The sequence below is a fragment of the Cupriavidus sp. genome, assembly GCF_057315035.1.
In genome coordinates this window covers 55440-76804 of record NZ_DBHKYV010000001.1, presented here as the reverse complement: position 1 = coordinate 76804, position 21365 = coordinate 55440, and the positions used below count along the sequence as shown (strand labels likewise).

Below are 21365 nucleotides of genomic sequence, written 5' to 3'. Positions count from 1 at the left end.
GAGCCCCCGTGACGCTGCCTGACCCGAAGCCGGACGTTTTGGACGTCCCGGACTGGCCGGATGTTTGCCAGATGCCCGCCCACGTTGCCGCCGCGCGGTTGGCGCGCGGAGAGACCACGGCGCTGGAACTGGTGCAGGCGTGTCAGGCTGCCTGGATGGCGCACAACGGCAAGGTCAATGCCATCGTGCTGGCGGACTTCGAGGCCGCGCGCGAGGCTGCCGCACAAAGCGATGCGCGTCGCCAGGCCGGGCGCACACGCGGGCCGCTCGATGGCATTCCGTTTTCGATCAAGGAATCGTTCGATGTGGCGGGGTGGCCCACCACCTGCGGCGCGCCCGCGCGCGCCGACCACCGTGCGGCGGCTGACGCGGTGGTGGTGGAACGCCTGCGTGCGCACGGCGCGATCCTGCTTGGCAAGACCAATGTGCCGCTGGGCCTGCGCGACTGGCAGAGCTACAACGCGGTCTATGGCACCACGCGCAATCCGCACGATCTCACGCGCACGCCGGGAGGCTCGTCGGGCGGCAGCGCCGCAGCTGTTTGCGCCGGCATGAGCTTCTTCGATATCGGCTCGGACATTGGTTCGTCCTTGCGCAATCCGGCGCACTACTGCGGCGTGTTTTCGCACAAAAGCAGCCATGGCATCGTGCCGTTGCGAGGGCACGGCAATGCGCGGGCCGGATTCGGGGACCAGGACATCAATGTTGCCGGCCCCGTGGCGCGCAGCGCGCGCGACCTGGAACTGGTGCTGCGCGCGATTGCCGGCGCCGATGCCGCCGAGGCGCCCGCATGGCAACTCGACCTGCCAGCATGCGATCACGCACGGCTGGCCGATTTTCGCGTGGCGGTGCTGCCGACGCATCCGCTTGCCGAGACCGACGCCAATGTCAGCGGCGCCATCGAGAAGCTTGGACACTGGCTTGAAGCGCAGCACGTGCCGGTCAGCTGGAACGTCCGCCCCGATTTCGATGCCGCCGCGCTGTGGCGCATCTATGTGCTGCTGCTGCGCGCCACCACCTCGCTGCATATGGATGACGCCGCGTTTGCCGATGCGCTGGCTCGCGCCGGCCAGGTTGACGCTGGCGACAACGACTATGCATCGCTGCAGTTCACCGGCGCCACGCTCACACATCGGCACTGGCTGCTGATGCAGCAGGCACGCGAGGATTTCGCGCGCGCCTGGAGTCGCTTCTTTGGCGACTACGACGTGTTGCTGTGTCCGGCGGCGTCCACCACGGCCTTCCCGCTCGACGAAGCTGGCGAACCCTGGCAGCGCACGATCACGGTCAACGGCCGTGCGTGGCCACTGACATCGCAGTTGTTCTGGGCCGGGCACTCGGGGCTCTGCGGGCTGCCATCGACGGTGACGCCGATCGGTCCCGCGGCCGATGGCCTGCCTGTGGGTGTGCAGATCGTGGCACGCCGCTTCGGCGATCTCACGTCGCTGCGCTTTGCCCAGTTGCTGGAAGACGCGGGCCATCGGTTCCGACCACCGGCCGGCCTGCGCTAGCCGGCGCACATCCGACACATATCTAAAACGCGCAACAAGGGGAGGGTGATCATGCTGGACTGGTTCAGGGAGTTGTCACGTACGGAGCGCAAGGGCTTTTATGGCGCGTTCCTGGGGCATGCGGTCGATGTGTTCGACTTCATGATCTATTCGTTCCTGATTTCGACGTTGCTGGCGCAGTGGGGCATGAGCAAGTCGATGGCGGGTGCCATCGTCACGTGGACGCTGGTGTCTTCGCTGGTAGGCGCCATCGGCGCCGGACTGCTGGCCGACCGCTATGGCCGGGTGCGGGTGCTGCGCTGGACGATCCTGGTCTTCGCGGTGTCGTGTTTCCTGTGCGGCATTGCCAATTCGCCCGAACAGCTGATGGTGTTCCGCATGCTGCAGGGCCTGGGCTTTGGCGGGGAATCGTCGCTGTGCATGGTGCTGGTGACCGAGCTGATCCGTAACCCCGCACATCGCGGCAAGTACTCGGGTTTTACGGCCAGCAGCTATTCATTTGGCTGGGGTGGCGCGGCCATTGCCTACGCGATCACATTCAACCTGTTCGAGCCCGAAGTGGCGTGGCGCGTCTGCTTCTTCCTGGGCATCCTGCCCGCGCTGGTGGTGGTCTACCTGCGCCGCAACCTGCAAGAGCCCGAGGTGTTCCTGAAAAGCCGCGCCGAACGCGTTGGCGCATCGGCCGGCGCCGACCTGGCGCGCGTGTTCCGCAAGCCGCTGTTGCGCAAGACCTTGCTGTGCAGCCTGCTGTCCGGCGGCATGCTCGGCGCGTACTACGCCATCGCCACGTGGTTGCCGACGTTCCTGAAGACCGAGCGTGGGCTGTCGGTCTTCGGCACCAGCTCTTACCTGGCCGTCACGATCCTGGGATCGCTGGTTGGCTATGTGGCGGGCGCCTATGCCACCGACCGCTGGGGCCGCCGCCTGACCTATATCGCGTTCGCGGCCGGTGCGTTCGTGATGGCGATGATCTATATGGTGATTCCGGTTTCGAACACCTCGATGCTGTTCCTGGGTTTCCCGCTGGGCATTCTGATGCAGGGTGTGTTCTCGGGCATTGGCGCCACGATCTCCGAGTCCTACCCGAGCGCCATCCGCGCCACCGGCTACGGCGTGTCGTACAACCTGGGCCGGGTGATCGGTTCGTTCTTTCCGATGGCAGTGGGCTGGCTCAACAGCGGGCGCACCTCGCTGCCGCTGGCCATCGCGATTGCCGCCGGGGTGGGCTATGCGCTGGTCATGGTGTCAGCCGCACTGCTGCCCGAAACCTCGGGTATCGACCTCGGGCAGGCCGGTGGCGATGACCACGACCACAGCCACGATCGCGACCCGGCGATGCAGTCCGCCGAAACCCACGCCACGCTGGTGCCAGCCGCGGGCAAGCCGGTTTGATATCAAAACAACACTGCCCGGATCACTTTTAAGCTACTGCTTACCAGCGGCGATACCGGGCCTATAATGGCTGCTCCGCTGTCGGCCACGCGTTGCGTGGCCGATAGTCCTTCCTGACGGCCATGCCGCGCAAGACGGCCTGCCGTACCGTCTCATCTCATTTCGCCATGACACCCCGACAGTCGTCTCCGGTGTGGTTGCGCCTCTGGCATCGTTTTGCCGAGGTGGAACGCAACGCCTTTCTTGACGGCGCGCGATACTTTGCGCCCTCCCTGCCTGCGATCTTCTCGTGGGGCCTGGTCACCGGGGTGGCCATGAGCAAATCGGCGCTGACCGTGCCACAGGCCATCGGCATGTCGCTGCTGGTCTACGCGGGCTCCGCCCAGCTGGCCGTGCTGCCGTTGTTTGCGGCGGGCATGCCGATCTGGACCGTCTGGCTTACGGCTGCCGTGGTCAACCTGCGCTTCCTGATCTTCAGTGCCGCGCTGCAGCCGCATTTCAGTTATCTGCCGGCGGCACGGCGCACGCTGCTGGGCTTCTTCAATGGCGATCTCCATTTCGTCTACTTCATGCAGCGCTATGCCGAACCGGGCTATGCGCCGGGCAAGGAAGGCTATTTCTGGGGCATGGCACTGATCAATTGCGCAACATGGCAGGTTTCGTCGCTCATCGGCATCCTGCTGGCCAGCATGTTCCCCGATAGCTGGGGCCTGGCGCTGGCGGGTACGCTGGCGCTGATTCCGGTGATGGTGTCCACGATCAACTCGCGCTCGACGCTGATGGCCGTGGTGGTGTCGGCGGTGGTGGCGCTGCTGTGCTTCGACCTGCCTTACCGGCTGGCACTGGTGCTGGCCGTGGTGGCCGCGATTGCCGCCGGCATGGCCAGCGACGAAATGGCCGCGCGCGCCACGTTACGCGGCATTCGCACACGCAAGTCAGGCCAGCCGCGTACCGGAGACCAGGCATGACTCAACTCGAGACGTGGATCGCCATTCTCGGTATGACCGTTGTCACGGTGCTCTCGCGTGCACTGTTCCTGATGGCGGGCGAGCGCGTGACCGTGCCGGACCGCATCCAGCGCGCCTTGCGCTATGCGCCGGCCGCGGCGCTGGCGGCGATCATCCTGCCGGACCTGCTGACATTCGAAGGACATCTCGCGATCTCGCCCGGCAACGACAAGCTGATGGCCGGGATTGCCGCCACCGTCTGCTATGTGCTGACCAAGCGCATGGTCGGCATGATCGTGGCGGGCATGGCGGTCTACACCGCGCTGCGGCTGCTGGGCTAGTTCTCGCGGTACGAGGCGGGCTCGGCCAGCACGCTGCCGAGGCGCGTCAGCAGATGCGACAGTTGCGCCTGGGTGCTGGTGTTGGTCTTGGTGAAGATCGACTTGAGCTGCGAACGGCTGGTTTCGCGCTTGATGCCAAGCTGGATGCAGGCATCGGGCAGGCCGATGCCGGTCGTCAGCAGCAGGGCCAGCCGGTTTTCCGCCGGGGTCAGGCCATACAGGTCGCGCAGCACGGCCGGCACCGCACGTGGTTGACCACGGTTCTCGTGGATGGCCACCAGCACGGGCTGGCCTTCCCATTCCGATGACAGGTATAGCGCGGGCGTCAGGGTCACTGCCACGATCTGCGCCGCGCGGCCATCGGCGCCGATGGCCAGGATGGCCTGTGCCGGCTGCAGCGTGCCGGGATCGCACAGCGATCGCATCAGGTCGACAAACGGGCGTGACAGGCGCCAGCCATTGCCGTTGCCATGGCCGTTAGCGTTGCCCGATGTGCTTCCGGCAGCCTCGTTGGCAGGGGATGGCAGCAGCCTCGATACCCACAGTGCACCGGCCGTGTTGGCCAGCAACGGCCTGCCCGACTGGGCGAACACGATCACGCCAAATGGCAGCCGGTTCAACAGGTCGGCCGAGACATGGCCATGGGTGGCCACGGCATGGGTCCGTTCGCGCAGGACCATGGCTTCGCGCAAATGCGGAATGGCCCAGTCCAGTGCACGCGCGTCGTCTTCCGAATAGTTTTCGTCGCTGGCCTGGCGCTGGAGCGCCAGGTAAGTCTCGTGCGACGCGCTTCGGTCGACCAGGCAGGCCATCACGGAAGTCAGCGCCACGTCGTCGAACGAATCGCCGCGGAACGCCAGATTGACGGCTGCAACGTTCACCGTATTGCGCTGGTCGATATGCCAGCCGCCCACCGGCAGGCCCGCGGCAAATGGCAAGCCACCGTGTATGCGGTAGGGCGGTGGCCGAAAGGCCAGGTTGTCGGACGCGCGATTGACCATGTGTCGCACATGCACGGTTTGCTGGCTGGTATCCAGCACCAGCAGCGAGGCCTGGATGCTGCCGCTGAGGTCGCATAGCGCATGGAGGCTGCGCTGCCACGCATGCGGTTCGAGCACGCCCTGGTAGAGACCACGGATGGTCTCGTGCATCTCACCTTCGTTCATGTGCTTCCTTTCTTGCTTTCTTGTTTTCTTTGTAGTGGCGTACACACGTGCCGGGTTAGCCGACGCGTGCCGCTTGCCTGCGTGTGGTGATGGGTTGCGGGGCGGGCAGGCTTTGCGAAGGGAAATGCAGTGACCGGGGCGCGGCCGTTAGCCGCCGTCCAGCGTGGCGGCCAGTCTTGTCAGCAGGTGCGACAGTTGCGGCTGGCTGGTGCAGCCGGTCTTGAGGAAGATCGATTTGAGCTGGGTACGAGCGGTTTCGTGGCGGATGCGCATCTGGCGCGCGGCCTCGGGCAAGCCTTCGCCGGTGGCCATGCGTGAGGCCAGCCGCGTTTCGGCTGGCGTCAGGCCGTACAGGTTGCGCAGGACCGTATCGAGCAGGACCGATGGCGCGCCGGCTTCATGCACCACCACCATTGCGGCAGGCTTTTGCCATTGCGAGGCAAACGCATGCGTGGCGGGCAATGGCAGGACCAGGATTTCGGCCTGGTTGCCACGGTTGTCGATGGCCCGTGCCGCCTGCGCGCCAAGCGGGTTTGCGGGGTCGCAGGCGGCCTGCAGCATGTCGGTGAAGTGGCGCGACAACTGCCAGTCCGAAGTCTTGCCGGACGGGTCGAGCCGCCGGGCCCAGCGCTCGCCGGCCGTATTCGCCAGCAACATGCGCCGCTCAGGCGTGTAGACGGCCACGGCGAAGGACAGCCGTTCGATCAGCCGGGCCGACAGCGAGGCCATGGTCGACAGCGCCAGGGTACGGTCACGCATGGCGATCGCACTGCGCATGTGGGGAATGATCCAGGCGAGCTTGTCCGTATCCTCGGTGGAAAACGCGTCCTGCGACAGCCCGCGCTGCATCGAGAAATAGACCTCGTAGTGGGGCTGTCTTTCGACCAGGCAGGCCACATAGGAGCGCAGCGCGAACTTGTTGAAGAAGTCGCAGTAGAACGGATGGCGCGCCATGGCCTGCGGGCCCAGGTCGCGCGCATCGATATACCAGGCGCCCGGTACCAGGCGCGGCGCGAAGGCCTTGGCCGGATCGATGGCCTGGAAATCGTTCTCATAGGCGGCGAACAGTTCCTCGACCGGATTCACGATCTCGTTGACGGTGACCTGGTCGCTGACCGTGTCCCAGACCATCATCGACGCATGCGCGGAGTTCGCGAGCTGCGTCAGCGAGCGCAGGCTCTGCTGCCAGGCGCCGGGATCGAGGATGCCTTCGTATAGCCCACGGATGGCGCCGTGGATGGTCGCTTGTTCCATCTGACTACCCCCTTGCATTCACCGAACTGCAATCCTTCCCGTGGTGCCGGGTCAGCCCCTGGCCGCGAGAATGGTTCTGAGTTGTATTTCCGATCTCCGTCGGAATTCGCAATCATGTACCAAAACTATTAGAAATTGTTCAAGTGTCTGACAATGCATACGTTTGGTACATTGGGGGATACATTACCTGAAGCCGGAAAGCGTGCGTTCGGCGCCTATCCCCCTCTTTAGTGGGGGTATTATTTAATCATGGTGTGATGCATTGGGCTGGTGGGGGCGGGAAGGCGATAATCCGTAGCGGCGATCAGGTAAAATGGCGGTTTTCCCGACTTCCGCGGGCGGTTTGTGCCGTCCCGGTCCCCGCTCTTATCGCCATGACCTCTGTCCTGCGTCTTACCGATCTCATTTCCCAAGGCAAAATCTCCGGCAAACGTGTGTTTATCCGTGCCGACCTGAACGTGCCACAAGACGACGCAGGCAATATCACCGAAGACACGCGCATCCGTGCCTCGGTGCCGGCCATCCAGGCCTGCCTCGAAGCCGGCGCCGCAGTGATGGTGACGTCGCATCTGGGTCGTCCGACCGAAGGTGAATTCAAGCCGGAAGACTCGCTGGCCCCGATCGCCACGCGCCTGTCGGAACTGCTTGGCAAGCCGGTGCAACTGGTACAGAACTGGGTCGACGGTGTCGACGTGGTGCCTGGCCAGGTGGTGCTGCTGGAAAACTGCCGCGTCAACAAGGGCGAGAAGAAGAACAGCGACGAGCTGGCCCAGAAGATGGCCAAGCTCTGCGACGTGTATGTGAACGACGCCTTCGGCACGGCGCACCGCGCCGAAGCCACCACCCACGGCATTGCAAAGTTTGCGCCGGTCGCTTGCGCCGGCCCGCTGCTGGCCGCCGAAATCGATGCGCTGGGCCGCGCGCTGGGCCAGCCGGCCCGCCCGCTGGTGGCCATCGTGGCCGGTTCGAAGGTTTCCACCAAGCTGACCATCCTGAAGTCGCTGGCCGACAAGGTGGACAACCTGATCGTGGGCGGTGGCATTGCCAACACGTTCATGCTGGCTGCCGGCCTGAAGATCGGCAAGTCGCTGGCTGAAGCAGACCTCGCTGGCGATGCCAAGGCCATCATCGACATGATGGCCGCGCGCGGCGCCTCGGTGCCGATCCCGGTCGATGTGGTGTGCGCCAAGGAATTCAGCGCCACCGCGGCCGCCACGGTCAAGGACGTCAAGGACGTAGCCGACGACGACATGATCCTCGACATCGGACCGAAGACGGCCGCGTTGCTGGCCGAGCAGCTCAAGTCCGCCGGCACCATTGTCTGGAATGGCCCGGTTGGCGTGTTCGAATTCGACCAGTTCGGCAATGGCACCAAGGTGCTGGCCGAGGCAATCGCCGCATCGAACGGCTTCTCGATTGCTGGCGGCGGCGACACGCTGGCCGCGATTGCCAAGTACGGTATTGCCGATCGCATCGGCTATATCTCGACCGGTGGCGGCGCGTTCCTGGAATTCCTGGAAGGCAAGAAGCTGCCGGCGTTCGAGGTGCTGGAGCAGCGTGCCGCTGGCTGATTGATGCTGATGCAGTATCGGGCCGGTGGCGTGTCCCGGCCGGCCCGTAACCAGAGTCGTCCCTGATGCCCCCGAAACAGGAAATCGCCCGCATGACCCGTTCCACCAAGATCGTTGCCACCATTGGCCCTGCCTCCAGCACGCTGGAAGTGCTGACCCGCATGATCGGGGCCGGTGTCGACGTGGTGCGCCTGAATTTCTCGCACGGCACCGCGCAGGACCATATCGACCGCGCCGCCATGGTGCGCGAAGCGGCTGCCGCATGTGGCCGCGAGGTGGCCATCATGGCCGACCTGCAGGGTCCCAAGATCCGCGTGGGCAAGTTCGAGAACGGCAAGATCACGCTGAAGCCCGGTGATCCGTTCGTGCTCGATTCCACCTGCCAGACCGGCAACCAGGAACGCGCGGGGCTGGACTACAAGGACCTGCCGCGCGACGTGGGCCCGGGCGACGTGCTGTTGCTCAACGACGGCCTGATCGTGCTGGTGGTGGACCGCGTGATCGGCAACGAGATCTTCACCACGGTACGCATTGGTGGTGAGCTGTCGAACAACAAGGGTATCAACCGCCAGGGCGGTGGCCTGTCGGCACCGGCGCTGACCGCCAAGGACATGGAGGACATCAAGACCGCCATGGCGCTGGGCGCGGACTATGTGGCCGTGAGCTTCCCGAAAAACGCCACCGATATGGAAATGGCGCGCCAGCTGGCCAACGTGGCCGGCCAGCCGCACAACCACAAGGCACGCATGATCGCCAAGATCGAGCGCGCCGAAGCCATCCGTCCCGGTGTGCTCGAAGAGATCCTGCAGGCATCGGACGGCATCATGGTGGCCCGCGGCGACCTGGCCGTCGAAGTGGGCAACGCAGCCGTGCCGGCGCTGCAGAAGCGCATGATCAGGCTGGCCCGTGAAGCGAACAAGCTGACGATCACCGCCACCCAGATGATGGAAAGCATGATCGTCAACCCGGTGCCTACGCGCGCCGAGGTGTCCGACGTGGCCAATGCCGTGCTGGACGGCACCGACGCGGTGATGACGTCGGCCGAGACCGCCGCCGGCCGGTACCCGGTGGAAACCGTGGAGGCCATGGCCGCGATCTGCCTCGAAGCCGAGAAGTCCGAGGTGGTCCAGCTCGACACCGACTTCCTGAACCAGACGTTTTCGCGCATCGACCAGTCGATCGCCATGGGTGCGTTGTTCACCGCCTATCATCTAGGCGTGAAGGCCATTGCCGCGCTGACCGATTCGGGCGCCACGGCATTGTGGATGAGCCGTCACCGTATTCATGTGCCGATCTATGCGATGACGCCGAACCTGGCATCGCAGCGCAAGATGCAGCTCTACCGCAACGTGGTGCCGCTGCCATTGCAGTCGAGCACCGACCGCGACGTGGCGCTGGAACAGGCCGAGGAGCTGTTGCTGGCGCAAGGTGCGGTGCAGCATGGCGATTTCATCGTGCTGACGATTGGCGAGCCGATGGGCCAGCCCGGCGGCACCAACACCCTCAAGATTGTGAGGGTGGGCAGCAAGTAAGACGACTTCCCATGTGGGGCGCTGCACGGACGGCGCGCCACGGATGCGCGAACCTGCCCGGCGCAGCATCGACAAGAATTCAGAGATACCCCAGCTTTTTACATTCAGGAGTTAGACATGCCACTCGTATCCATGCGCCAGCTGCTGGACCATGCCGCCGAGAACAGCTACGGCCTGCCGGCCTTCAACGTGAACAACCTCGAGCAGGTGCAGGCCATCATGCAGGCCGCCGACGAGGTCAATGCCCCGGTGATCATGCAAGCCTCCGCCGGCGCCCGCAAATATGCCGGTGAGCATTTCCTGCGCCACCTGATCGAAGCCGCGGTGGAAGCCTATCCGCATATCCCGGTGGTGATGCACCAGGATCATGGCCAGTCGCCGGCAATCTGCCAGGGCGCCATCGACCTGGGCTTCTCGTCGGTGATGATGGACGGTTCGCTGCGCGAAGACGGCAAGACGCCGGCCGAATACGACTACAACGTCGACGTGACCCGCAAGGTGGTGCAACTGGCACACGCGGTGGGCGTGACCGTGGAAGGCGAACTGGGCTGCCTGGGCTCGCTGGAAACCGGTGAAGCGGGCGAGGAAGACGGCATCGGCGCCGAAGGCGTACTCGACCACTCGATGCTGCTGACCGATCCGGAGCAGGCCGCCGACTTCGTCAAGGCCACCCAGCTCGACGCACTGGCCATCGCCATTGGCACGTCGCACGGCGCTTACAAGTTCACGCGCAAGCCGACCGGCGATATCCTGGCGATCAGCCGCATCAAGGAAATCCACGCGCGCATCCCGAACACGCACCTGGTGATGCACGGTTCGTCGTCGGTGCCGCAGGAACTGCTGGAAGAGATCCGCAAGTTCGGTGGCGACATGAAGGAAACGTACGGCGTGCCCGTCGAGGAAATCCAGGAAGCCATCAAGTTCGGCGTGCGCAAGATCAATATCGATACCGATATCCGTCTGGCCATGACCGGTGCGATCCGCCGCTTCTTTGCCGAGAACCCGAGCAAGTTCGACCCGCGTGAATACCTGAAGCCGGCTCGCGAAGCCGCCAAGCAGGTTTGCAAGGCCCGCTACATCGCATTCGGTTGCGAAGGCCAGGCCAGCAAGATCAAGTCCGTGTCGCTGGTCGATATCGCAGGCCAGTACAAGGCCGGCAAGCTCGCCCAGGTCGTGCAGTAAATTGCAATGCCGCCCCGTCCGCAGGTTTGCGCACGGGGCGTTCGTACTTCATGGGGCTTCGCATCGCGCACGAAGCCCCGCTTGTTTTCAGCCGCTGCCGCTTTCACACCATGTCTGACGCCCTCTACGAATCCTCCATCCAGTCCCTGCCGCTGCTCGGCAAGGGCAAGGTCCGCGACAACTACGCCGTCGGCGACGACAAGCTGCTGATCGTGACGACCGATCGCCTGTCGGCGTTCGACGTGATCCTGGGCGAGCCGATTCCGGCCAAGGGCCGCGTGCTGAACCAGATGGCCAATTTCTGGTTCAGGAAGCTCGCGCACATCGTGCCGAACCACGAGACCGACGTGACCGCCGAAAGCGTGGTGGCACCGGATGAAGTGGCGCAGGTCAAGGGCCGCGCCGTGGTGGTCAAGCGCCTGAAGCCGATCCTGGTGGAAGCGGTGGTACGTGGCTATCTGGCGGGTAGTGGCTGGAAGGATTACCAGGCGACCGGCAAGGTGTGCGGTATCGCGCTGCCGGCTGGCCTGCAGAACGCGCAGAAGCTGCCCGAGCCGATCTTCACGCCGGCGGCCAAGGCCGAGATGGGCGAGCACGACGAGAACATCTCGTTCGAGGAAGTGGAGCAGCGCATTGGTGCCGAACTGGCTGGCAAGATGCGCGAGATCTCGATCCGCCTGTACAAGGAAGCCGCCGACTACGCTGCCACGCGCGGCATCATCATTGCCGATACCAAGTTCGAATTCGGCCTTGACGAGGACGGTACGCTGACGCTGATGGACGAAGTGCTGACCGCCGATTCGTCGCGCTTCTGGCCGGCCGATTCGTACCAGGTGGGCACCAACCCGCCGTCGTTCGACAAGCAGTTCGTGCGCGACTGGCTCGAAGCCGTGCGCATCGACGGCAAGCCGTGGCCGAAGACCGCGCCGGCGCCGAAGCTGCCCGAGGACGTCGTGCAGAAGACCGCCGACAAGTACAAGGAAGCACTGACGCGCCTGACCGGCGAGCAGCTGCTGTAAGGCGGAAGGATCAAGAACATGAGTAACGCAGCAAAGCCGGTGGTGGGCGTGGTGATGGGCAGCAGTTCCGACTGGGACGTCATGCAGCACGCCGTGGCCATGCTCAAGGATTTCAACGTACCGTTCGAGGCGCAGGTGGTTTCGGCGCACCGCATGGCCGACGACATGTTCCGCTATGCCGAGACGGCCCGCGGCCGTGGCATCCGCGCGATCATCGCCGGTGCCGGCGGTGCCGCGCATCTGCCGGGCATGATCGCCGCCAAGACCATCGTGCCGGTGTTCGGCGTGCCGGTGCCGTCGAAATACCTGCGCGGCGAGGATTCGTTGCTGTCGATCGTGCAAATGCCCAAGGGCGTGCCGGTTGCCACGTTTGCGATCGGCGAAGCCGGCGCCGCCAATGCCGCCTTGCACGCGATCGCCACGCTGGCCACCACCGATGACGCGCTGGCCAGCGCGCTGGAAGCATTCCGCGCCAAGCAGACCGATGCCGCGCGCGCGATGACGCTGCCTGTATAAATACCGCACCGTTTTACTGAAGCCTGACCATGCCGACCGATATCCATCCCTACTTGCGCGAGGCGCATACGCCCGAGTCGCGCGCCGAATTCGGCGTGGACAGCCCCAGCTCCCCGATCCTGCCCGGTGCATGGCTCGGCATGCTTGGCGGCGGCCAGCTCGGCCGCATGTTCACGCACGCGGCGCAGTCGATGGGCTATCGTGTCTGCGTGCTCGATCCGGACCAGGACAGCCCGGCCGGCAACGTGGCCGATCGCCATATCTGCGCGTCCTATACCGACGAGGCGGCGCTGGCAGAACTGTCGAACCTCTGCGAGGCGGTGAGTACCGAGTTCGAGAACGTACCGTCGATCTCGCTGGACCGGCTCGAGCAGGCTGGGGTGTTCGTGGCACCGCGTGGTTATTGCGTGTCGATTGCGCAGAACCGGATCGGCGAGAAGAAGTTCTTTGCTGCCTGTGCCGAACGCACCGGCGTGCCGCCGGCTCCGCACTGGGTGATCCAGCACGATGCCGACGTCGACAACGTGCCGGACAACGTGCTGCCCGGCATCCTGAAGACCGCACGCATGGGCTATGACGGCAAGGGCCAGGCCCGCGTGAAGACGCGTGAAGACGTGCGTGCCGCATGGAAGGCCATGCAGCATGTGCCTTGCGTGCTCGAGCAGATGTTGCCGCTGGCCTATGAAGTGTCGGTGCTGGCCGCGCGTGCCGCCGATGGCACCACGGCCACGTGGCCGCTGGCCGAGAATGTGCACCGCGACGGCATCCTGTTTTCGACCACCATGCCGTCGACGAGCGTATCCGACGACATCGCCACGCGTGCCCGTTCCGCCGCAGCCACGATCACCTCTGAAATGGGCTACGTGGGCGTGCTGTGCATCGAGTTCTTCGTACTGATCGATGGCACGCTGGTTGCCAACGAGATGGCGCCGCGTCCGCACAACTCGGGCCACATCACGATGGATGCCTGCGAGACCAGCCAGTTCGAGCAACAGGTGCGTGCCATGGCACGCCTGCCGCTGGGTAGCACGCGCCAGCATTCGGCCGGCAAGATGTTGAACCTGCTGGGCGATTGCTGGTTCGAGTTTGGCCTGGAGCGCACCCCTGCCTGGGACGAGGTGATGGCCCAGCCCGGTGCCAAGCTGCATCTGTATGGCAAGAGCGATGCGCGCCCGTCGCGTAAGATGGGCCACGTGAACTGCGTTGGCGAGCATGCCGAAAGCGCTGCCAACGCGTTCGATGTTGCCGCGAAGGCGCTGCATATCGCGCTCTGATCGGAACCGCTGCAATGTCATCACGCATGCCCACGGCCGCCGAGCTGGACGAGGCGGTCCGCCTGCTGGAAGACGGCCAGCTCGTGGCCTTTCCAACCGAGACCGTCTATGGCCTTGGCGCGGACGCAGAGAATATCGAAGCCGTGGCGCGCATCTTCGCCGCCAAGGGCCGCCCGTCGAACCATCCGGTGATCGTGCACGTGGTGGACGGTGCCGATGTCGGCTACTGGACCGACGACGTCCCCGAGGCCGCGCGCAAGCTGATCGACGCATTCTGGCCCGGCCCGTTGACCATCATCCTGAAGCGTGCCGCGCATATTCCCGCCGCCGTTGCCGGTGGACAGGACAGCATTGGCTTGCGCTGCCCGTCGCATCCGGTGGCCCAGGCGCTGCTGGCGCGCTTCAAGCGTGGCCGGGGCGGCATCGCCGCGCCATCCGCGAACAAGTTCGGCCAGGTCAGCCCGACCACGGCCGAACATGTTCGTGACGAGTTTGGTGGCGCGGTTTACGTACTGGAAGGCGACGCCGTGGACGTGGGCATCGAGTCGTCGATCATTGACCTCTCGCGCCTGGACAGCGTTGGACCGGTGCTGTTGCGACCGGGTGCGATCACTGCGGCGATGATGGCTGATGTGCTTGGCGTCACGCCGTTGGCGCCCGATGCCACGGCGCCTCGCGCATCGGGCACGCTCAAGGCTCACTATGCGCCGCGTACCACGCTGACACTGGCTCAGGCCGATGCGCTGCCGAAGTTGCTGCATGGCTTGCCGGCTGGCGGTCGCCTGGCTTTTGTCGGCAAGGCCGCGGCCAGTACGGATCCGCGCTGCGAGTTCGTTGAGGCACCGGCCACGCCCGATGCCTATGCGCAGGCCCTGTATGGCTTGCTGCGTCGGCTGGATAAGGAAGGCTATCAGCGGCTGGTGTTCGCGCCGGTGCCGGAAACGCATGAGTGGGACGGCGTGCGCGATCGGCTCGGCCGCGCGGCGGCCGCGTTCGAGGATAGCTGAGCTTGACGCGCTAGCCCTCTCCCCCGGCCCCTCTCCCGCCGGGCGGGAGAGGGGAGACCATACTCGGTCAAGGCGCGCCCTTGTACACCCATTGCATCAACGCGTCATGCGCTTCCTGCGCGCCCGATGCGTTCGGGTGGTTGATATAGGCCACCACCACATAGCGCTCGCCATTGAGCGCATCGACATAGCCGGCCAGCGCACGTACGTCGGCCAGCGTACCCGTCTTCAGATAGGCATTCCCGGCAGCATTGGCGCGCGTCAGGCGGTTGCGCAGCGTGCCGTCGACGCCAAGGATCGGCAGGGAATCGAGCAGCACCGGGCCGACGTCGCTGGCCAATGCCTGTTGCAACAGGCGGGCCATATCGTAGGCGCTGATCCGCTCATCGCGTGACAGTCCCGAGCCGTTTTCCAGCACCAGTCCCGGCATGTCGAGTCCCTGGCGGCTCAGCCAGCGCTTGATCACGCGCGCCGATTTGTCGGTGCTGGCCGGGCCGGCGCGATCGATCTCGGCGCCGATTGTCAGGAACAGCTGACGCGCCATGACATTGTTCGAGAACTTGTTGATATCGCGCACGATATCGGCCAGCGGCTGGCCATAGTGGCGCGCCAGCAGGAATGCGCCACGTGGTACCGGGCCGCTGCGCAAGCCCGGCGGGCGCATGAAGCGGCCTCCGGCGGTTTGCCATTCGGCGACAAAGCCGCCCCAGATAAAGTCGCTGTGCGACAGCGTCGCCAGATTGACGATGTGCTCGCCACAGTCGGACGAATAACTGCCATCGAACGACGCGACGATGGTGCCGTCAGGCTGCGGCGTGATGTTGGGTGTGGCCCCCGTGCGCCAGTCGCCACATCGGCCATTGGCCAGCGTGAGGCGATTTTCCACGCGCAACTGCGCCAGCGCCGGCGTTACGGTTACGTCGACGCTACGGTTACCGGCATCCGGCGTAATCGTGAACGACAGGGTCTTGAACGCGTAAAGCAACGCATCGGGATTGACGTTATAGGCGCGCTGCGATTCGCCGTCGATCGTGTAGTTGCTGTTCAGTCCATCGGCAAAGAAACTGCGGTCCAGCACCACATCGCCATTGATGGTGGTGGCGCCGGTCGAGCGCGCCGTGGCCACCAGTTTGGCCATTTCCTCTGGTACGAGCTTCGGATCGCCGCGGCCGCGCAGATAGACGTTGCCGTTGATCACGCCATCGGGGCCGGGCTGGCTGTCGCTATAAAGCGACGTCTGCCAGCGAAACTGGGGACCAAGCATCTGCAGTCCGGCGAACGTGGTCACGACTTTCATCGTCGAGGCCGGGTTCATCGGCGTTTCCGCATTCCAGCTGACGCGGGCCTGCGGCGCACCGACCTTGACCACATAGAAGCTCGCGGCGGACAGCGGCACATGGGCGTGGCGCAGCGCGGCCGTGACGGTCGCGGGCAGTCCGGAGCGCGCCGCCGCCGGGTCTGCCGGCGCGGCATTCACGCGCTGCACGCTGGCCGCCTTGGTGGCCTTGAGATTCTTGACGGGCTTGGCCTGTGCTACTGACGGGCCTAGGACGAGCAGCGTGGCCGCCACGAGGGCGGCGGACAGGCGGCGGTGTTGGTGCAGGGGGCGAATAGGCATGGCGAGCATGTTAACGCATGGCCCATGCTCGCCGGATGACGTCATGCAGGCGTTTCAGGCCTCAATTTCGCGTTCGGGATCGGGAAGATCAGGTCATAGGCCCAGTTGTAGAAGAACGCATAGACCATGTAGAAGCCGGCCACGGCGATGTCCATGATGAAGGCATCGAGCAGGCTGATATTCAGGTACCACGCCACCGATGGCAGGAACACGATCAGCAGGCCACCTTCGAACAGGATCGCGTGCAACACGCGAACCATGGTGGATTTCCTGAGCTGGCCGGTAAAACGCAACATCGCACGGTCGAACAGGATGTTGTAGACGTAGTTCCAGGTCGCCGCGATCAGCGAGGCCACCGCACCGACGATGCCCATCTGGTGCAGTTCATAGCCAAATACCAGACTTGCCAGCGGCGCGAACGCCATCAGCCCGATCAGCTCGAAGCCTACGGTGTGACGGATCCGGTCTCCGGTGGTGCGCATGGGAATACTCCATAACTGACGATAGGCTGCATTCTATCGGCGAGACAGCTGGGGGCAAGTTAGATACCATCGTGAAAACAGATGGATGAGCGCGCTCGATCACCACGTGCTTTCTCTCCCGCGCGCGGGAGAGGGCGGGGGAGATGGCCAGCGCATCAAGTCGAGCCAGGTCACAACTGAACCTCAAGCAACTCCAACGCGGGATCCCAGCCATGAGCCTTTCCATCGACCAACTGCAAGCCTTTGCCGCCGCCGCCGAGACCGGGTCGTTTTCCGCCGCCGCACGCCAGCTTGGCAAGGCGCAATCGGTGGTCAGCACTGCGGTGGCCAATCTTGAAATCGATCTGGGCAACGCTTTGTTCGACCGCAGTGCACGGTATCCGGTGCTGACACCTGCCGGTGAACGGCTGTTGGTGGAAGCGCGCGTGATCCTGGAGCGTTGCGAACATTTTCGCGGCGTGGCCAAGAGTCTCGGCGAAGGGGTCGAGTCGCGCCTGACGTTGGCGGTCGATGAGCTCTACCCCGAGGAGACGCTCGGCGAGCTGCTGGTCGAGTTCTCGCAGCGCTTTCCATCGGTCGAACTGGAATTGCTGTTTCCGTTGATGGAGGATGTGAGCCGCCTGGTGCTGAGCCAGTGCGCGGACCTCGGCATCATGTGGCGCCAGGAAGTACTGCCGCCGGAACTGGGCTTTCACGCATTGGGCTGGGTGCCGATGCCGATCATCTGCGCTCCAGATCACCCGTTGGCAGCGCAGCCGCGCGTCGATTTCGAGGAACTCAAGCGCTATCGACAGTTGATGGTGGCTACCCGTAGCGATAGCGAAGAAAAGAAACGGCTACGCGTGGCTGCAGAGGTGTGGTGGGTCGAGAGCCAATGGGTGATCGTTGAACTGGTCAAGCGCAAATTGGGCTGGGCCTTCGTGCCATGGCACGTAGCGGCGAATTCACCGGCCGCGACGGGCCTGGTGTCGCCGCAGCTTGCTTTCCAGGACCATGACTGGCCCGTGGCGATGGAACTGGTCTGGCACAAGCAGCGGCCGCTGGGCAAGGCGGCCACCTGGCTGCGTGAACAGGTCAGCAGGCAGCCGTTGCCAGTGCCGCCACAACGATAGCGCGCTTTCAACAGGATACGAGAGACAACAACCGATCGCATCACTACAACTCAGGACAGGGCAACGTCCGGAGATCATGATGCGGGAATCGTCTTGTGGTTCGCCTTTGTGGATACTGAATGGCGCGTTGATACTGGCCGCATGCGCGTCGGCGCATGCGGCACCGCCGGCGTATGTGTACCTGACCAGCGACAGACTGTCGCCCGCCGAAGTGTTTGCACGCGGCATTCCCGCGCCGGGTACCGACGACGATGTCGTCGCGCACGTCAATGGCCAGACATGCGTAAGCGCCAGTACGGGCTTCGTGTCCGTCACGGCATCGGAAACCTTCGCGCACGAACGGGCGTTGTACTTCCTTGTGGCCAATCCACGGGCAGTCGTCCATGTCTTCCGGATCCGCGCGGACGGGAAGTTCTATGGTGTCGACGCATCGCTCAGTGACAAGCGCTATCGGTCCGTGTTGCCGCAGCTCGCCGTCATGGCCGCGCAGACGCGGCATCAGCAAGAGTGGCTTGCGCATCGCGGTGTGCCGAACACCCATGTGCAGGCGGCATTTTCCTACCGCCGCAATCCGGCAACCGATGCCATCGAGCTGCTTGCGGAGGCTCACAACAGCGACTTCGTCGACGCCGATTCGCGAGGCAACACGGCCACGCTGGTAATTTCCGGGACCGGGCGCGATCGTACGCGCCATCTGACCCCTTCGTTCTCGGCAACCTCGGCATGCTTCGTGTGTATCGGTTCGGCCGAACGTGTGTCGCGCGATGTCGCCGGTGGCAAGGCCGGGGAGGGTTGGTGCGACACCTTTGCGGTGTCGGCGGACAGCCGGCCCGCGCAGGTGATAGATCCTCTCAGTGGCGCAAAGGTACGGCGTTACGTGCCATGGAAGACTACACGACAGACCAATTACTACGCGGCCATGGAACTGCCATTGGACTGCAACATCGTGCCGGGCACACGACGCCTCGATGTCCTGGCGATCAACTGTAGCCGGCTCAAGGGCGCGAACCGGTTCAGTGTCCAGATCGGGGCGGGAGGAAGTCGCTTCACCTGGGTCAACTCACGTTTTGACGATGGCGAGGTTGCGACAGCATGGGGACGTGCGCCTGCGGCCATCCCCGTGACAGGTACGCGCTACACGCTGCGCGACTACGGATACACCACCGCCGCGGTATTTGGCGGGAACGACTCGAGCTGGTGGTCGAATGTTACCGTCATGCCGGTGTATCCGGCATTGCCCGGCTCGGCATCCAATATCTGCCTGTATGGAGAACCACGGAATCCCGCCCCACTGGCCTGCTTTGCATCGAGCGTCTCGGCACCACGCTTACATGCGTCGGTCAACGATCTGGTGCGCGCCATCTCCGCCGCAGAAGACCAGCGCTACCAGGTTTGCGAACATGAGGACTTCAAGGGAAGTTGCGTGATTCTCAAGGGCAGCACGGGCGTGGCGAAGCTGAACGGTTTGGGCATGAGCAGCAGGATCTCCAGCATCCGCGCCTGCAACAAGCCTGCGCCATCCGTCTGGCAAACGCTGCCACGCAACCGGCGGGGGCTGATCGGAAGCATCTATTCCGCAGCCCATGACACCGCAAGCCCGCGGGTGTATTTCCAGCTCCGGTCATCCTTCTATGGTGACCTTCCGACTGGCCGGCAGAGTAGCGCCGACTGGGCATACGTGAGTGAGTACCAGCCATGCTGATGACATGCGCCGTGCGACATATGGCAGTGGCCAGTCTCCGTTACGCCATGCTGATGGCCATGGTGTTGGCCTGCAGGACCGGTGCCGCCGCACCCCCCGCCTTTGTCTACCTGGCCTCCGACCAGACACCCGATGCCATTTTTATCAACGGGTTTGCCGCGCCGGGTACCAACGACGATGTGATGGCACACGTGAACGGGCAGACCTGCGCAAGTGGCGAGACGGCCTTTGTCTCCACGACTGCGCTTGAGGCATTCGCGCACGAGCGTGCCCTGCACCTGATGCGAACGGATCCGAATGCGGTGGCCTATGTCTACCGCATTCGCGCGGACGGCAACTTCTACAGCGCCGTTGCCTCGCTGAGTGCCGAACGTTACCGGGGCGCGTTTCCGGAACTGCTGGCGGCGGCACAGCGCTCCCGCGATCAGGAGGAATGGCTTGTACATCGCGGCGTGGCGCCGCCGCTGGTGCATTCCGCTCAGGCCTATCGACGCGATCCCTTGACAGGACGAATCGTGTTCCACGGCGAGAGCACCAATCCGAATTACCTTGAGGCCAGTACCACGGCGAGCAATGCAACCTATCCGATCCTCGCCATCAGCGACGACAGTCGGCGTTTCCTTGTGCCGTCCTTCTCGCTGCCCGGGGTTTCCGCATGCTTCTCCTGCACGGGTGGCCAGGCGCCTGCGCGCAAACGGCGGTATGCCACCCAGCAAGCCTGGATGGAGCGCTGTGGTGCGTTCGTGGTAGCCCGCGATGACCAGCCGGAAAAGGTGATCGATCCCGTGTCGGGCAAGGCGGTAAAACGTTACGTGCCGTGGAAGACGTGGCGCCGCACGAGCGGCTACGCCAGTCACGAGGCGCCCGAGCGCTGCAATGTCATGCCTGGCTCGAGAGACTCGCCGGATGTCATGATCGTCGATTGCGCCAGGCTCGAGGGCGCAAAGCAGTTCAGGGTTCATCTTGGCGCGGGAGGCAGCGCGTACACGTGGATCGACAAGTGGTATGAAGACGGGCTGGTCCGCGATCGCTGGGTCATGAGAGCGTCGCAGATTCCAGTCCAGGCAACGCGCTACATGCTCGATGACTACTCGTGGTCGATCTACGATGTGTTCAGTGGCATCAGTTCATCGTGGTGGTCCGGCATTACGGTACTGCCGGTCTATCCCGTCCTGGCGCAACCGTTGAACGATATCTGTCTGCACAAAGGCCTGGGCTTCACCGAAGCGTCGACCTGCATCCGGTGGAACGCCTCGATCCCAAGCCTGGTGCGGCAGATCGACAACCAGATCAGTTCGATCAGCGCCGCCAATGGCCAGCGCTACCGGGTCTGCGACGGCGCGAATTTCAGAGGGAAATGCGTAGTGCTGTCGGGGGACACGGATGGCGTGACGCTGAAGCGCATAGGGATGAACGACACCATATCCAGCATTCGCGCGTGCCTCAAGCCAGCCCCGAACGTCTGGCAGGCACCGCCGCTGAATCGCGGCGTGATCGGGAGCATCTTTGCCTTCGACAACCCCGCCTCGGGCAGGCGTGAGTTCTTCCGGCTACTGAGGTCCAGCTATGGCCCTTTCCCTGGTAACCCCAAGCGCGGCAGCCCGGACTGGGTCGGCCAGAGCGGTTACGACGAATGCTAGGCGGCCGATCCGTACCAACATGGCCAACGTGCCCAACGTGGGAAAACCCCTGCACACGTTGGCGGTCCCGTGGCGAACTTCAAGCACGATACGACGGAC

General features: G+C 64.2%; 18 protein-coding genes. 14 read left to right on the top strand and 4 right to left on the bottom strand.

The features are described from left to right. The first annotated feature begins 71 nt into the window (after positions 1–71). The 4 genes from ACO550_RS00335 to ACO550_RS00320 all read left to right on the top strand — a co-directional run bounded on the left by ACO550_RS00335 (position 72) and on the right by ACO550_RS00320 (position 4191). The gene (locus tag ACO550_RS00335) at positions 72–1511 is read left to right on the top strand and encodes an amidase (protein ID WP_315596927.1); all 1440 of its coding nucleotides are present in this window, start codon (positions 72–74) and stop codon (positions 1509–1511) included. A gap of 51 nt (positions 1512–1562) precedes the next feature. Further along, positions 1563–2903: an MFS transporter gene (locus ACO550_RS00330; RefSeq protein WP_315596928.1), complete on the top strand. Its 1341-nt coding sequence runs from the start codon at positions 1563–1565 to the stop codon at positions 2901–2903. A 167-nt stretch (positions 2904–3070) separates the two neighbouring features. Further along, positions 3071–3871 (top strand): AzlC family ABC transporter permease, encoded by an 801-nt coding sequence (locus ACO550_RS00325; protein WP_315596929.1) that lies wholly within the window; start codon positions 3071–3073, stop codon positions 3869–3871. Further along, a complete protein-coding gene (locus tag ACO550_RS00320) occupies positions 3868–4191 on the top strand; it encodes an AzlD domain-containing protein (protein WP_315596930.1) in 324 nt (107 codons plus the stop codon). The genes ACO550_RS00325 and ACO550_RS00320 overlap by 4 nt, the downstream gene beginning before the upstream one ends. Here ACO550_RS00320 and ACO550_RS00315 read toward each other — a convergent pair. Next, positions 4188–5357, bottom strand: coding sequence for a helix-turn-helix transcriptional regulator (locus ACO550_RS00315; protein WP_315596931.1), 1170 nt, complete (start codon positions 5355–5357; stop codon positions 4188–4190). The two genes, ACO550_RS00320 and ACO550_RS00315, sit on opposite strands and share 4 nt — an antisense overlap. 147 nt (positions 5358–5504) lie before the next feature. Next, positions 5505–6611 carry a helix-turn-helix transcriptional regulator gene (locus tag ACO550_RS00310; protein WP_315596932.1) on the bottom strand — a complete coding sequence of 369 codons (1107 nt, stop codon included), beginning with the start codon at positions 6609–6611 and terminating at the stop codon, positions 5505–5507. 374 nt (positions 6612–6985) lie between these two features. On the opposite strand from ACO550_RS00310, the gene ACO550_RS00305 reads away from it, so the two are divergent. The 7 genes from ACO550_RS00305 to ACO550_RS00275 all read left to right on the top strand — a co-directional run bounded on the left by ACO550_RS00305 (position 6986) and on the right by ACO550_RS00275 (position 14712). Further along, complete coding sequence (locus ACO550_RS00305; RefSeq protein ID WP_315596933.1) at positions 6986–8182, top strand: phosphoglycerate kinase; 1197 nt, start codon at positions 6986–6988, stop codon at positions 8180–8182. A gap of 92 nt (positions 8183–8274) precedes the next feature. After that, positions 8275–9714, top strand: a complete 1440-nt coding sequence (gene pyk, locus ACO550_RS00300; protein WP_315596934.1) for a pyruvate kinase — start codon at positions 8275–8277, stop codon at positions 9712–9714. Positions 9715–9831: 117 nt separating this feature from the next. Then, positions 9832–10896, top strand: a complete 1065-nt coding sequence (fba, locus tag ACO550_RS00295; RefSeq protein ID WP_130390988.1) for a class II fructose-bisphosphate aldolase — start codon at positions 9832–9834, stop codon at positions 10894–10896. A 110-nt stretch (positions 10897–11006) separates the two neighbouring features. Beyond that, positions 11007–11915 carry a phosphoribosylaminoimidazolesuccinocarboxamide synthase gene (locus ACO550_RS00290; protein WP_315596935.1) on the top strand — a complete coding sequence of 303 codons (909 nt, stop codon included), beginning with the start codon at positions 11007–11009 and terminating at the stop codon, positions 11913–11915. Positions 11916–11933: 18 nt separating this feature from the next. After that, a complete protein-coding gene (purE, locus tag ACO550_RS00285; protein WP_315596936.1) occupies positions 11934–12431 on the top strand; it encodes a 5-(carboxyamino)imidazole ribonucleotide mutase in 498 nt (165 codons plus the stop codon). Positions 12432–12460: 29 nt separating this feature from the next. Beyond that, positions 12461–13705, top strand: coding sequence for a 5-(carboxyamino)imidazole ribonucleotide synthase (locus tag ACO550_RS00280; protein ID WP_315596937.1), 1245 nt, complete (start codon positions 12461–12463; stop codon positions 13703–13705). A gap of 14 nt (positions 13706–13719) precedes the next feature. After that, positions 13720–14712 carry an L-threonylcarbamoyladenylate synthase gene (locus ACO550_RS00275; RefSeq protein WP_315596938.1) on the top strand — a complete coding sequence of 331 codons (993 nt, stop codon included), beginning with the start codon at positions 13720–13722 and terminating at the stop codon, positions 14710–14712. Between the two features lie 67 nt (positions 14713–14779). Here the strand turns inward: ACO550_RS00275 and ACO550_RS00270 are convergent, their stop codons facing one another. Then, on the bottom strand, positions 14780–16339 hold the full coding sequence (locus tag ACO550_RS00270) for a D-alanyl-D-alanine carboxypeptidase (protein ID WP_315596939.1): 1560 nt from the start codon (positions 16337–16339) through the stop codon (positions 14780–14782). 32 nt (positions 16340–16371) lie between these two features. After that, positions 16372–16812, bottom strand: a complete 441-nt coding sequence (locus ACO550_RS00265) for a PACE efflux transporter (RefSeq protein WP_315596940.1) — start codon at positions 16810–16812, stop codon at positions 16372–16374. A gap of 212 nt (positions 16813–17024) precedes the next feature. Here ACO550_RS00265 and ACO550_RS00260 point away from each other — a divergent pair, with 212 nt between their 5' ends. The 3 genes from ACO550_RS00260 (at position 17025) to ACO550_RS00250 (ending at position 21266) form a co-directional block, all read left to right on the top strand. Next, a complete protein-coding gene (locus tag ACO550_RS00260) occupies positions 17025–17924 on the top strand; it encodes a LysR family transcriptional regulator (RefSeq protein ID WP_315596941.1) in 900 nt (299 codons plus the stop codon). A 76-nt stretch (positions 17925–18000) separates the two neighbouring features. Beyond that, on the top strand, positions 18001–19626 hold the full coding sequence (locus tag ACO550_RS00255) for a hypothetical protein (protein WP_315596942.1): 1626 nt from the start codon (positions 18001–18003) through the stop codon (positions 19624–19626). Next, positions 19620–21266, top strand: a complete 1647-nt coding sequence (locus tag ACO550_RS00250) for a hypothetical protein (protein ID WP_315596943.1) — start codon at positions 19620–19622, stop codon at positions 21264–21266. Before ACO550_RS00255 ends, ACO550_RS00250 begins: the two co-directional genes overlap by 7 nt. Positions 21267–21365: the final 99 nt, after the last annotated feature.